Source organism: Ureibacillus sp. FSL E2-3493 (assembly GCF_038077515.1).
GTDB lineage: Bacteria > Bacillota > Bacilli > Bacillales_A > Planococcaceae > Ureibacillus > Ureibacillus halotolerans.
In genome coordinates, this window is the sequence record NZ_JBBOPK010000001.1 from 3104650 (window position 1) to 3118796 (window position 14147).

At 37.8% G+C, this 14147-nt stretch carries 14 protein-coding genes and 1 riboswitch; of the genes, 5 read left to right on the forward strand and 9 right to left on the reverse strand.

Features of this window, described 5'->3' with window-relative positions; all coding sequences use genetic code 11:
• Positions 1 to 7: 7 nt before the first annotated feature.
• The 9 genes from purF to MHH69_RS16010 all read right to left on the reverse strand — a co-directional run bounded on the left by purF (position 8) and on the right by MHH69_RS16010 (position 8947).
• A complete protein-coding gene (gene purF, locus MHH69_RS15970; RefSeq protein ID WP_122972576.1) occupies positions 8 to 1435 on the reverse strand; it encodes an amidophosphoribosyltransferase in 1428 nt (475 codons plus the stop codon).
• On the reverse strand, positions 1411 to 3639 hold the full coding sequence (gene purL, locus MHH69_RS15975) for a phosphoribosylformylglycinamidine synthase subunit PurL (protein ID WP_341362736.1): 2229 nt from the start codon (positions 3637 to 3639) through the stop codon (positions 1411 to 1413). Before purL ends, purF begins: the two co-directional genes overlap by 25 nt.
• Positions 3629 to 4309, reverse strand: a complete 681-nt coding sequence (purQ, locus tag MHH69_RS15980) for a phosphoribosylformylglycinamidine synthase subunit PurQ (protein ID WP_341362737.1) — start codon at positions 4307 to 4309, stop codon at positions 3629 to 3631. The genes purL and purQ overlap by 11 nt, the downstream gene beginning before the upstream one ends.
• Positions 4310 to 4311: 2 nt before the next feature.
• On the reverse strand, positions 4312 to 4560 hold the full coding sequence (purS, locus tag MHH69_RS15985) for a phosphoribosylformylglycinamidine synthase subunit PurS (RefSeq protein ID WP_341362738.1): 249 nt from the start codon (positions 4558 to 4560) through the stop codon (positions 4312 to 4314).
• Positions 4561 to 4562: 2 nt separating this feature from the next.
• The gene (purC, locus tag MHH69_RS15990) at positions 4563 to 5273 is read right to left on the reverse strand and encodes a phosphoribosylaminoimidazolesuccinocarboxamide synthase (RefSeq protein ID WP_341362739.1); all 711 of its coding nucleotides are present in this window, start codon (positions 5271 to 5273) and stop codon (positions 4563 to 4565) included.
• Positions 5274 to 5366: 93 nt separating this feature from the next.
• Positions 5367 to 6662, reverse strand: coding sequence for an adenylosuccinate lyase (gene purB / locus MHH69_RS15995; protein ID WP_341362740.1), 1296 nt, complete (start codon positions 6660 to 6662; stop codon positions 5367 to 5369).
• A gap of 14 nt (positions 6663 to 6676) precedes the next feature.
• Positions 6677 to 7801: a 5-(carboxyamino)imidazole ribonucleotide synthase gene (gene purK, locus MHH69_RS16000; protein ID WP_341362741.1), complete on the reverse strand. Its 1125-nt coding sequence runs from the start codon at positions 7799 to 7801 to the stop codon at positions 6677 to 6679.
• A complete protein-coding gene (gene purE / locus MHH69_RS16005; RefSeq protein WP_191708068.1) occupies positions 7798 to 8286 on the reverse strand; it encodes a 5-(carboxyamino)imidazole ribonucleotide mutase in 489 nt (162 codons plus the stop codon). Before purE ends, purK begins: the two co-directional genes overlap by 4 nt.
• Positions 8287 to 8485: 199 nt before the next feature.
• A riboswitch (purine riboswitch) is annotated at positions 8486 to 8585 on the reverse strand.
• A gap of 173 nt (positions 8586 to 8758) precedes the next feature.
• Positions 8759 to 8947 carry an NETI motif-containing protein gene (locus MHH69_RS16010; protein WP_191708069.1) on the reverse strand — a complete coding sequence of 63 codons (189 nt, stop codon included), beginning with the start codon at positions 8945 to 8947 and terminating at the stop codon, positions 8759 to 8761.
• A gap of 215 nt (positions 8948 to 9162) precedes the next feature.
• Here MHH69_RS16010 and MHH69_RS16015 point away from each other — a divergent pair, with 215 nt between their 5' ends.
• From MHH69_RS16015 to MHH69_RS16035, 5 genes are all read left to right on the forward strand, one after another.
• A complete protein-coding gene (locus tag MHH69_RS16015) occupies positions 9163 to 9876 on the forward strand; it encodes a response regulator transcription factor (RefSeq protein WP_341362742.1) in 714 nt (237 codons plus the stop codon).
• On the forward strand, positions 9866 to 11233 hold the full coding sequence (locus tag MHH69_RS16020; protein ID WP_122972566.1) for a sensor histidine kinase: 1368 nt from the start codon (positions 9866 to 9868) through the stop codon (positions 11231 to 11233). The genes MHH69_RS16015 and MHH69_RS16020 overlap by 11 nt, the downstream gene beginning before the upstream one ends.
• A complete protein-coding gene (locus tag MHH69_RS16025; RefSeq protein ID WP_122972565.1) occupies positions 11230 to 11982 on the forward strand; it encodes a PepSY domain-containing protein in 753 nt (250 codons plus the stop codon). Before MHH69_RS16020 ends, MHH69_RS16025 begins: the two co-directional genes overlap by 4 nt.
• A gap of 104 nt (positions 11983 to 12086) precedes the next feature.
• Complete coding sequence (locus MHH69_RS16030) at positions 12087 to 12611, forward strand: PepSY domain-containing protein (RefSeq protein ID WP_341362743.1); 525 nt, start codon at positions 12087 to 12089, stop codon at positions 12609 to 12611.
• A gap of 152 nt (positions 12612 to 12763) precedes the next feature.
• A protein-coding gene (locus MHH69_RS16035) for an IS3 family transposase (protein WP_341361552.1) occupies positions 12764 to 14094 on the forward strand; the annotation gives its coding sequence in 2 pieces (ribosomal slippage) (positions 12764 to 13142 and positions 13142 to 14094; 1332 coding nt in all).
• The last annotated feature ends 53 nt before the right edge of the window (positions 14095 to 14147 follow it).

A 14147-nucleotide genomic window follows, 5' to 3' on the forward strand; every position in this document is an offset into this window, starting at 1 on the left:
ATCCTCCTTAACTATGTTGTAGTTCCTTTTCATGGGGTAAAACTGTATCTGGGAAAATTTCGGTTGGATATTCACCGGTAAAGCAAGCCATGCAAAGTCCACGATTTGGATCATCAAAAGGTCTGGATGTAGCTTCCACAAGTCCTTCTACAGAAAGGAATGTTAAGGAATCTGCACCAATGGCATCCCGTATTTCTTCGACATTTTTACTTGAAGCAATTAACTCTTCACTTGTAGACGTATCTATACCATAGAAACAAGGGTTTTTCATCGGTGGTGATGAAATGACAACATGCACTTCAGTTGCACCTGCTTCTTTTAACATGTTGACAATACGACGGGAAGTTGTACCACGAACGATGGAATCATCCACCATAATGACCCGTTTTCCCTTTACTACTTGAACGACTGGAGAAAGCTTCATTTTCACTCCGCGCTCACGGAGCTCCTGAGTCGGTTGAATAAACGTACGGCCGGTATAGCGATTTTTAATTAACCCTAGTTCATAAGGAATACCGCTTTCTTCAGCAAAGCCGATTGCTGCTGAAATAGACGAATCTGGTACACCCGTTACGACGTCTGCTTCAATTCCAAAACATTCTTTCGCCAGTTGTTTTCCCATCCGTTTACGAGCCATATGGATATTAATTTGATCTATGTTAGAATCTGGACGTGCGAAGTATACATATTCCATCGCACACATTGCCCGTTTTTCAGCTTCAACAAAACGATCTTCTTCAATTCCTTTATCGGAAATGATTAAAAGTTCCCCTGGCTCCACTTCCCGAATATACTCCGCCCCAATTAAGTCAAAGGCGCAAGTTTCTGAAGCGACTACATACGCATCTCCTAATTTTCCAAGGGACAAAGGACGTAAGCCATTGCAATCACGGGCAACCATCATACTATCCTTCGTAATGATTAAGAACGAAAAGGCACCCTTTAATAAGGACAGGGCTTCTTTTACTTGCGCACGGAAACCAGGTTTTTTACTTTTCTTAATTAAATGGACAACTACTTCTGTATCAGAAGTGGAATGAAAAATGCTTCCGGATCGTTCTAAATGTTGTTTTAAATGATTGGCATTTACTAAATTCCCGTTATGAGCTATCGCTAATGTACCTGTAGAAGAGCGGAATAATAAAGGTTGAACGTTTTCAATTCCGCCACCACCAGCCGTCGTATAACGAACATGACTAATAGCCGCATTTCCTTTTGCACTTTTTAGTTTTTCTTCGTTAAATACATCGTTTACAAGTCCTTCACCTTTTACCGCCCGAAGTTGCTGACCGTCAGTTACAACGATACCAGCTCCTTCTTGACCACGGTGTTGAAGAGCATGAAGACCATAATAGCTTAATTGGGCTGATTCCGGATGTCCCCAAATACCAAATACGCCGCACTCTTCATTTAAGCCTCTGATTTCACCAAGCATGGGATTGCTCCTTTCCAAGCAGAACGGAATTCCTCCACTGCACCTTCTACAAGAATACCCGTATCACCATTAATCGTTATTTTTCCATCGTCCGTTACAATACCGATTTTCTTTGCATCAGGAATCATTGATTCAAAGGCTGCTGCCTTATCTTCTTTCACTGTTACAACAAAGCGAGATTGGGATTCGCTAAATAAAGCAGTTACTGCAGAACCTTCTAGCGTTACATAGACACCTAGTTTGTTAGAAGCAAATGTTTTTTCCACTAAAGCAACCGCTAAACCACCTTCAGAAACGTCATGGGCAGATTGTACAAGCCCTTCTCGAATAGCTGATAAAATTGCTTCTTGGCGATTTGCTTCCACATGTAAATCAATCTGTGGCGCTTTCCCGAAGATTTTTCCATAAACAAGCTTTTGCAATTCTGATCCGCCAAACTCTGTAGTTGTTTCGCCTACTACGTAAATGACATCTCCAGCTTCCTTCACTTGTTGTGTCGTAACGTGGGCCAAATCTTCTACTAAACCAACCATACCGATTGTTGGTGTCGGATAAACGGCTTCACCTGAACGTTCATTATATAAAGAAACGTTTCCGCCAATTACTGGTGAATTCAATACTTCACATGCCGCTGCAATACCATCAGCTGATTTTTCAATTTGCCAGAAAATCTCAGGTTTTTCTGGGTTACCGAAGTTTAAACAGTCTGTAATCGCAAGCGGTTTACCACCTGATGCAACGATGTTACGAGCCGCTTCTGCAACGGCAATTTTCCCACCCGTTTCCGGATCTAAATAAATGTAGCGGGAATTACAATCTGTCGTCATCGCAAGACCTTTATTTGTACCACGTACTCGCAATACTGCTGCATCTGAACCAGGTGCTACGACAGTGTTTGTACGTACTTGGTAATCGTATTGATCATAAACCCATTCTTTCGAAGCAATAGTTGGTGCTTTTAATAATGATTTTAATGTTTCTTTAAAATCTGCTACTTCTGGTTCACTATTTTCGATTGCTTGGAATTCAGCAAAGTATGCCGGTTCTTTAGACGGTTTATAATAAACCGGTGCATCCTCTGCCAATGCATCGGCAGGAACTTCTGCAACGACTTCCCCTTTATGAAGTAAACGAAGCATTTTATCGTCTGTAACACGACCGATGGCAACAGCATCTAAACCATATTTATCGAAAATTGCTTTAATTTCATCTTCTCGTCCCTTTTTTACGACAATTAACATACGTTCTTGAGATTCTGATAACATCATTTCATAAGCAGTCATCCCTGTTTCACGCTGAGGAACTAAATCTAAGTTCATTTCAACTCCTGAACCCGCCTTTGAAGCCATTTCCGCTGAAGATGAAGTTAGACCGGCTGCTCCCATATCTTGAATTCCGACTAGTGCATCGGATTTAACCACTTCTAAACACGCTTCAAGAAGAAGTTTTTCCATAAATGGATCTCCTACTTGAACTGCAGGGCGTTTTTCTTCAGAAGCTTCTGACAGTTCTTCGGAAGCGAATGTTGCACCATGAATACCATCTCGACCTGTTTTCGCCCCTACATACATCACGGTATTTCCTACTCCAGCAGCAATACCTCGTTGAATATCTTTATGGTCAATTAAACCGACACACATGGCATTGACTAATGGGTTACCTTCATAGCAAGGATCAAATTGAATTTCCCCACCTACTGTTGGAATACCGATACAGTTACCGTACCCAGCTATTCCTGCAACGACTTCTTCAAATAAATATTTGCCTCGCTCTGATTGTAATTCCCCAAAGCGTAATGAATTTAACATAGCAATTGGACGAGCACCCATGGAGAATACGTCACGGATGATACCCCCTACACCAGTTGCAGCCCCTTGATATGGTTCAATAGCAGAAGGATGGTTGTGGGATTCCATTTTAAAAACGACCGCTTGTTCATCGCCAATATCAACAATCCCTGCCCCTTCACCAGGCCCTTGTAATACTTGCGGACCTTTTGTCGGGAACTTGCGTAATACCGGTTTTGAGTTTTTATACGAACAGTGTTCAGACCACATAACTGAAAACAATCCAGTTTCAGTCCAGTTTGGAAGGCGACCTAAAATGTTGCATACCATGTCATATTCTTCATCTGACATACCCATTGTGGCATATAGCTTTTGCTCTTTAATTTGCTCTTGGTTAGGTTCGAAACTAGCTGACATGTGATTCCCTCCACTGTTTGACAATAGATTTAAATAGTTTTAGACCGTCGTTACTGCCAAGTAATGCATCGACAGCACGTTCTGGGTGAGGCATCATACCAAGTACGTTTCCGCGCTCATTTACAATTCCCGCAATATCTTCTATACTACCGTTTGGATTTTCTCCCGCATAAGTAAAGACAATTTGATTATTCGCCTTTAATTGAGCTAATGTTTCTTCATCACAGAAGTAGTTACCTTCTCCGTGGGCAATCGGTATATTAATCACTTCTCCTGCTTCATATTGACTCGTAAATAATGTATTGTTGTTTTCTACTTTTAATTGAATTGTTCGGCACATAAATTTTAAATTTTTATTTCGAAGTAAAGCACCTGGAAGTAAACCGGCTTCCGTTAAAATTTGAAATCCATTACATACACCTAGAACTGGTTTTCCTGCTTCTGCGCATCTTTTTACTTCTGCCATTACGTTAGATTGGTTCGCCATTGCGCCACAACGTAAGTAATCCCCGTAGGAGAAACCACCTGGAACTAAAATGCCATCAAATTCGCTTAAATCTGTAGCATCATGCCAAACATATTCCACCTCTTCACCAAGCTCATCCTTAATGGCATGGTACATATCGATGTCACAGTTTGACCCAGGAAAAACGAGTACTGCGAATTTCATGATTAGTTAGCCTCCTCGACTTCATAGCGGTAATCTTCAATCACTGTGTTTGCAAGCAGCTTTTCACACATTTCTTTGACAAGAGTATCAAGGTCACGTTCAGTATCATCAATTACAACTTCTAAATATTTGCCGATACGTACGTCTTGCACTTCGTTATATCCCATTTTTGCTAATGAGCCTTGGACTGCTGAACCTTGTGGATCTAGTACACTTTCGCGTAATGTAATGTAAATTTTAACTTTCGTCATCTCTATTTGCCTCCAAGTCTAGAAAGAATAATTTCATATACTTCTATTAAACTACCTAAGTCACGACGGAATACGTCTTTATCTAGCTTTTGTTTTGTTTCGGCATCCCATAACCGGCAAGTATCTGGTGAAATTTCATCTGCCAGTAAAACATTGCCTTCTTTGTCACGGCCAAATTCAAGCTTAAAGTCTACTAAAATAACCCCTACATCTTCAAAGATTGGTTGAAGAATACTATTAACCTTCAAACCTAGCTCGTATAACGTTGCTACTTCCTCTTTTGTAGCAATCCCTAAAATATCAATATGGTCGTTATTAATAATCGGATCACCAAGGGCATCGTCTTTATAGTAAAATTCTACGATTGTCCGTTTTAAAGGAGTTCCTTCTTCTACACCAAGTCTTTTTGCCAAACTACCGGCAGCAATATTACGAACGACTACTTCAATTGGAATAATGTCCACTTTACGTACTAGTTGTTCATTGTCTGAAATACGTTCGATAAAATGAGAGTCAATTCCATATTCTTTTAATCTTTCGAAAATTAATGTGGTAATGCGGTTATTTAGTATCCCTTTCCCATCTATCTCTGCTTTTTTTTCACCGTTAAATGCAGTAGCACTGTTTTTATATTCAACGAACAAGATGTCTTCTTGTTCAGTTTGATATAAACGTTTTGCCTTTCCTTCATACAAAAGCTGACCTTTATTCATGACCCGTGCCTCCAATTATTTTGACATGTCCCTCTCCCTAATCTTTAGCGAGAGGGAATGTCATTGATTCAATTTCTCAAGTAGAAAAATAAATTAATTTAATCCAAGACGTTCAAAAATCATATCAACATTTTTAATGTGGTAGTTATAGTCGAAGCAATCATCAATTTCTTCTTTAGTTAAAAGTGAAGAAATTTTCTCGTTTGCTTCTACTAATGGACGGAACTGAATTTGTTCGTCCCAAGCACGAGCAGTTAATGGTTGTACTGTGTCATATGCCTCTTCACGTACTAACCCTTTATCAATTAAAGCAAGTAGAATACGTTGTGAGTAAATTAAACCGAAAGTACGGTCCATATTACGTTTCATGTTTTCAGGGAAAACCGTTAAGTTTTTCACGATATTTCCGAAACGATTTAACATGTAATTTAAGCCGATCGTCGCATCTGGTAGGATGACACGTTCTGCAGATGAATGGGAAATATCGCGCTCATGCCATAAAGAGACATTTTCATAAGCTGTTAACATATATCCACGGATTAAACGAGCTATCCCTGTCATATTTTCGGAACCGATTGGGTTACGTTTATGCGGCATTGCTGAAGACCCTTTTTGTCCTTTTGCAAAAGCTTCTTCAACTTCACGCGTCTCTGATTTTTGTAGACCGCGGATTTCCGTAGCAAATTTCTCAATAGAAGTAGCAATTAAAGCTAACGTTGAGAAATATTGTGCATGGCGGTCACGTTGTAATGTTTGAGTTGAAATTGGTGCAGCAGCTAAACCTAATTTTTCACAAACATATTGTTCAACAAAAGAATCAATGTTTGCATACGTACCAACAGCACCTGAAATTTTACCCGTTTCAATAACTTTAGCAGCTGCTTCAAAACGTTCTAAGTTACGTTTCATTTCTTCACGCCATAAAGCAAGTTTTAGCCCAAATGTAGTTGGTTCTGCATGAACACCGTGGGTACGCCCCATCATGACTGTATATTTATGTTCTTTTGCTTTTTCAGTTAAAATGTCAATGAAGTTGTTAATATCTTTACGTAAAATGGCATTCGCTTGTTTAATTAAATATGAAAGTGCTGTATCTACTACGTCTGTTGATGTTAAACCGTAGTGAACCCATTTCCGTTCTTCACCTAACGTTTCCGAAACGGCACGAGTAAAGGCTACTACATCGTGGCGTGTTTCTTGTTCAATTTCATAAATACGGTTAATGTCAAAGGAAGCATTTTGGCGAAGTAATGCTACGTCTTCCTTTGGAATTTCACCAAGTTCAGCCCAAGCCTCACATGCTAAAATTTCAACTTCTAACCAAGCTTTGAATTTATTTTCTTCTGTCCAAATTGCGCCCATTTCGGGGCGAGTATAACGTTCAATCATTGTTTCTTCTCCTTTTATTCCGACCAAATGCCAGAATTCTCGATTTGATAAAGTGTTTCGTCAATTTTATCGGTCAGTATTGTCACATGTCCCATTTTACGATTCACTTTTGCTTCAGTTTTCCCATAAAGATGGATTGACCAATCAGAATGTTTTGAAATGGAATTACTTAACGGCACAACATGTTGACCTAAGACATTCACCATAATTGCAGGCGACATAAGTTTCGGTTTGCGAAGAGGCCATCCGCAAACGGCACGAATATGTTGTCCAAATTGAGAAATGTTACAAGCTTCAATGGAATAGTGGCCCGAGTTATGTGGTCTAGGTGCTAATTCATTAATAACAACGTCACCATTTTCTAAGACGAACATTTCAACGGCTAATGTTCCAACAAGCTGTAAATGATCTGCAATTTTCTTCGCTGCTTCTATGGCTTTGTCAGATGTTTCATTAGAAATCCGTGCAGGTACAATCGTTTCATGTAAAATGTGATGCACGTGAATGTTTTCTCCTACAGGAAGGCAATAGTTCTCCCCGTAACCGTTACGTTGGACAATGACAGATACCTCTTTTTCAAAAGGGACAAAGCTTTCCGCTACGCACGGGGAATGCTCAAATAACTTTTCAGCTAATGGTAAGTCCGCTTTTGAATTTAATTGTTGTTGACCTTTACCATCATATCCACCACGTGCCGTTTTCACAATACATGGGTAGCCAATTTTGTCGATTTGCTGTAATAACTCTTCATACTCATTTGCTACAATATATGGAGCTACTGGACAACCCGCTTCTACAATCGCCTTTTTCTCTGTAATGCGATTTTGCGTAATGCGGACTAATTCAGCTCCTTGAGGTACATAAGCGATTTCTGTTAATCTCTTTAAACCTTCATAGTCTATATTTTCAAATTCATAAGTAATGACATCGCTGACTTCAGCTAATTCTTCTAACGCCGCTTCGTCATCATAGGGTGCTACAATTCGTACATCGGCAATTTGACCACAAGGAGAATCAAACGATGGTTCCAGTACAGCAATTTTATAGCCAGCTTCTTTTGCCGAAAGTGCCATCATTCGACCTAATTGACCGCCACCAATAATTCCAATCGTTTGACCGGGGTAAATAATTTTTGTCATATTAGATCACCTGTACTTTCCAATACCTGCTGTTTAATGGATTCTCTACGTTCCTCCAGCTTATTGGCTAATTCACAATCGGTAATCGATAAAATTTGAGCGGCCAGTAAACCTGCGTTTGTAGCTCCCGCTTTCCCAATTGCTACCGTTGCCACGGGAACTCCACCAGGCATTTGTACAATCGATAGTAATGAATCCAATCCATTTAATGCTCTTGACTGAACTGGTACACCGATGACAGGTAATGTTGTTTTAGCTGCAACCATTCCTGGTAAGTGTGCTGCACCACCTGCTCCTGCAATAATGACTTGAATACCTCTTGCTCGAGCTTTCTCTGCATATTCAAACATAAGGTCTGGCGTACGATGTGCCGAAACTACTTGTTTTTCGTAGGGCACTTGTAATTCATCAAGAATTTCACATGCATGTTTCATCGTTTCCCAGTCACTGGAACTTCCCATAATGACACCGATTTTTGGATTCATCTATTTCTCTCCTTCAATCTTTCGCTTTATGTAACTTCAAATATGATACTTATATTCTTTCAATCTTTTTTTATAAAACGATAAAAAAGTCCTCAAATAATCCACTTTCTCTCTAATGCAAAGAAAGCAGAATACTTGAGGACATCAATTTGAAAGAAAATGTAGCGAACATGATCTGTACCCACACCTTTCTAAATGCCAAAAGTTTGCTTTCCCGCATAGTCCGACATTTACGGTGCCGGGTAGAGACACTAGAGCCATATTCTCTAGCATATATGTGGGAGGTCTTATTTAATAATCCATTTCACTTTGGTGTAAAATAAATACCAAAGGTTAAACAACTCACATTTGTAAGGTAAGATGTTTATTTCCTAACCCCATTTTAACAAGGTATAAACAGAAAATCAACGAAAAAATGCGAACGATAAATTTTCAGAAAACAATAATGTTCGTGTTTTGGTCGAATTATTTTTCAATCACTCATTAAAATTCCTTTAAATTTAATTTTTTGCCGCAAATACGTAGGTTCCCCATCGACTATATGAAAAACCGGTTCTTCCTTACGCCCCATTGGCATATAGCCTTCTTTTTTCATTCGTTCAAGACATTGTTCGATTGTTTCATTTTCATTTACTTCAAACCATATTTGTTTTTTACTCATACATAATTCCTTTCAACTGTTCATTGTTCTATTTATTTTAACAAACATTTCATTTTTTAAAGGACAATCTAATAAGGTTACGTAAATTTATATATAATTTACCCATTTTTGTTCCATCCTTAAAAATTTTTAAAATCAGAAAGTTTTCTCATTAATTTCTAATTAAAGTTCTGTATTATCAATTATATAAGTAAGCGAAAAAGTGAGTTGATTAGATGAAGCATAAAATTTTAATCATTGAAGATGAAGAAAACATTGCTCGCGTCCTACAACTGGAACTAGAATTTGAAGGTTATGAAACGGACGTGGCACATACAGGTACATCTGGGCTTATTAAGTACCGGGAAGGACAGTTTGATTTAGTATTATTAGATTTAATGTTGCCAGAGATGCATGGTTTAGATGTGTTAAAAAGAATTCGTGCAACCGAACAAACAACCCCTGTCATTTTATTAACTGCTAAAAGCGAAGTGGAAGATAAGGTAAAAGGTTTAGACCTAGGAGCAAACGATTATGTAACAAAACCGTTTGAAATCGATGAATTGTTAGCACGTATTCGAAATACGATACGTTTCTCTAAACAAAGGGAGGAAATAGTAGCTGAGAAGAAAGACGAACACCTTTTAAACTATGGCCACTTATCGATCCACGAACAAACTCGGGAAGTTGTTTATTTTGAAAAAACGATTGATTTAACACCAAGGGAATACGACTTATTGTTATTTTTACTGAAACATCCAAAACAAGTTTTAACAAGGGAGCAAATTTTAGAGGCTGTATGGGGATTTGATTATTACGGTGATACAAATGTAGTAGATGTTTATATTCGATACGTACGACAAAAACTGGATTCTTCTAATCCAACTCCTATTATCCAGACGGTACGTGGTGTTGGATACGTTTTAAAGGAGTCTCCTCATGAAACTTAGAACGAAAATTCATCTATATACAACTTTACTCATGTTAGTTTTATTGATCGTCATGAACAGTGGTGTTTATTTACTTTATGAGCAACTAGCGATTAATACGGAATATAAACAACTAAAATCCGATAGTGAGGAGCTTCTGACTGCCTTTAATAATTTATCCGATGTGACAGATCCGAGTATTGTGTTACGGGCATATATGCCAACCAATGGAGCAGTTCATGTGTTAAATGAAACGGGGAATGAAATTTTCTCGGTTGAAGCCCTTTCCTTTGAACCTATTCAATTCGAAGTAGGTAAAAACGAGGATTATGCCATGAGTGAAATAGATGGACTTCCTATTATTATGCTGGAAACTCCAGCTATTTGGAATGATGGCAGCATTGTAACCCTTCAGCTCATACAACGGTTAGATGATGTTGCCAAAAACTTAAATCTTTTAAAGCTTATTTTAATTGCCGTAACAGCTCTTGTAGCCATCCCCCTTCTATTATCCAATATGGGGCTTAGTCGAATTATTTTAAAACCATTAGAACGTTTAAGTGAAACAATGAAGAAAAATGCCACTTCTAAAACTTATGAAAAAATCGACAAGGTGGATGTAGGAAAAGATGAACTTGCAGAAATTGGTCGAACGTTTAATGGCATGATGGAGGCACTTGAAACAAACTATCGTAAGCAAGAACAATTTGTATCTAACGCTTCCCATGAACTTAAAACTCCCCTTACTGTCATTGAAAGTTATGCGAAGCTTTTACTACGACGTGGATTTACAAACGAAAAGGTTGCAACAGAGGCATTGGAAGCTATCGTTAACGAATCATCGCGCATGAATGATTTGATTGTACAGATGCTTGAATTAGCTAAAAATAAAGAGCGTACTTCCCTTACTATCCATAAAGTAGATATTGCCCAATTGCTTGAAAATACTTTATCCCAAATGCAGCATGCCTATAATAGACCCTTTGAGTTGAAAAGAGAATCACGGCTTTATGCTTATACTGATGAACAGAAGCTAAAGCAGCTTTTATATATATTATTGGATAATGCAAGAAAATATAGTGATGATAAAATCATCGTAACATCAGCAAAACTTGGGCATTCTATTTCCATTACAATTCAAGATTTTGGAGAAGGTATTCCAAAGGATCAACTTCCCCATCTATTTGATCGATTTTATCGAGTAAATAAAGATCGAAATCGTAAAACTGGTGGTACAGGACTTGGTTTAGCCATTGCAAAGGAATTATCCGAACGTCTACAGATTGAAATAAAAGTCGAAAGCGAATTAGGAGTAGGTTCTTCCTTTACATTACTTATCCCTATACAAAACGATTTAAGCGAGGAGGATAACCGATGACAAATTATACGAAATGGATGATTTCTTTAGTTGTATTAATGTTAGCCGTTACCGTATTTGTCGTGTGGATTATTCAAGATCGCTTTTCCAGTCCAGATGAACTAACTGTCGATGAAGCTACTAAAAAAATTGAAACTTTATACGGTGGTTCTGTAGAGTCTTTTGATGAAAAAGACGATATTTTTTATATGGCCTTTGAAAAAAACAATGAAACATATGAGTTACAAATCGATGCGGAAACTGGAAATATTTTAAGTTTGAATAAAACAGAGTCTAATTTAAACAAGACGGTAAAAACAAAAGAAGAGATACGTACCCTTTTAAATTCCCAAAATAACGGAACGATTCAATCCATTACGTTCCAAAATAATGACGAAAATCCTCAATATATTGTTGAAGTAACAGAACAAGAGCGATTAAAAACTCTAGTTGTTAACGCTATAACTGGCGCTATTATTTCAGAAAATGTAAAAGAGCAAAATGCCCAATCCGATACTTCTGTAGTGATTACGAGTGATGAAGCAAAACAAATTGCCCTCTCCCAATTAAACGGTACGGTAGAATATATTGCCTATGAAGAATCAAACGATGGAGGTTATTATTTAGTAGAAATCGACGGGAATAATGAAGAAGAAACATTTCAAATACACGCTGTCTCCGGAAAAATACTTTCCGTAACTCAACGTGACGATGATTTAGATGATGACGACGATGACGACTCAGGCGATGAAAGTGATGACGAAGATTAGACATTCTTTCTTATTTTCTAATCAATTTCTAATCTTATTCTCCCTTTCTTATCATTTTCCTCCAGTAATATAAAGGTATCAAAATCAGTGAGGAGAGATATGACATGAAAAAAGTGATTTTAGTACCTGTATTACTAGGGGTTATGGGCATTGGTGGCATTATTGCTGTAACAGGAGGAAACATTACCGGTTCTGCCAACGCTGAAAAATTAACAACAAGTGAAGTTGAGAAAAAGGCTTTAGCCGAAGTGAAAGGAACAATCCGTGATATCGAATTCGAAACAGGTGTTACAAGAAGCTATTACGAAGTTGAAGTGATTACAGATGATGCAGAATATGATTTAAAACTTGATGCATTTTCCGGTGAATTATTAAAGAAAACAAAAGAAAGACTTGATTATGACGATACTATTCAAAACACTCAAACAAACACAAACACAAATACAAACACAACAAATTCTGCGAAAAACTCAAATGTAAATGCATCGACAAAAGCTCCAAAACAAAATAACAATGTTTACGACGACAACCGATATGATGATTATTATGATGATTTAGATGACCGCTATGACGACGATTTAGATGATCGTTACGATGACGATGATGACGACGACCGATATGATGACTAAGCATATAAAGAAAAAGGAAGTAAAAACAGCAATGAACTGAACCCCGAATAGTGGACACTTTAAAAAAAGTGGACCTATTCGGGGTTTTTCTATTTTCTTCAATGAACTACCCCGTTATACTTAACATACTATTTATGAACGGGAGAATTTTTATGAGTAAGATAATTTTTAATGAACATCAACGTAGACTATTAGAAACAAACCAAAATGTTGCATCAGTATCAGATCGCGCCATCCAATATACAGCCGAATTTAAAATAAAAGCGGTTAAGGAAAATCAATTAGGAAAAGGACCAGCTCAGATCTTCAATGAAGCTGGGTTTGATTTAGAAATTATTGGTCTAAAGAAAGCTCAAAGTTCCCTTGCACGCTGGCGTAAAACCTATCAAACACTTGGAGAATCAGGATTTTTAGAGGAACGACGAGGAAAAGCAAGTTCTGGTCGGCCAAAGGCTGAACACTTGTCAGCTGAAAAGAAATTAGAAAAAGCAGAAGCGCGTATTCGATTATTAGAGGCGGAGCTTACGCTCCTAAAAAAGCTCGAAGAAATGGAAAGGCAGGCGAAGAAGAAACGAATCTAAAGCCAAGCGAGAAATATCAGGCAATTAATGAAACGATTCGTCTGTATCAATTAAAAAATATGACTCGTTATCTTTGTAAAATAGCGAATGTTAGTCCAAGTGGCTATTATAAATGGCTTCAGAACAATGGAAAGCAAGTACTACGTGATGAAGCAGACTATCAAGATTATTTATTATTGAAGGATATTTATGAAGCCTCAAATGGAAAAATAGGTTATCGTGGATTTTATATGACTTTAACAGAATTACTAGTAACCCCAATGAATCACAAGAAGATATTACGTTTAATGAGCAAATTCAATTTGTATTCAAAAGTGAGACGTGCCAATCCTTATCGTACATTAGCGAAGGCAACTGAAGTGCATCGCCAAGTACCTAATCATTTAAATCGCCAGTTTAAACAAGATGAGCCTGGTAAAGTATTCTTAACTGATATCACCTATCTACAATATGGAAGTGGACAAACTGCCTATTTATCATGTGTTAAAGATGTAGCTACAAGAGAGATTGTGGCATATGAATTATCTACGAGTCTAAAGATGGATATTGTCAGCCGTACATTAAAAAAGTTAGAAGAATTTATAAATGATAACCTACATCCAGAGGCGATGATACATTCCGATCAAGGCTTTCATTATACACACCCTGATTTCCAACAGCGTGTGAAAGAAATGGGTCTCCTTCAATCCATGTCACGACGAGGAAACTGCCTCGATAACGCACCGATGGAATCATTCTTCGGGCACTTTAAAGATGAAGTTGATTACAAAGAAGCTGAGAGCTTAAAAGATTTGAAATACATAGTAGAAAATTATATGGATTACTACAATACTGCAAGAAAACAATGGACATTAAAGAAGATGACTCCGGTAGCATACCGAAGCCATCTAATCGTCGCTTAAAATAGGTGGCGAACTCCCTTTTAATTAAACTGTCTACTTTATAGGGTTCAGTT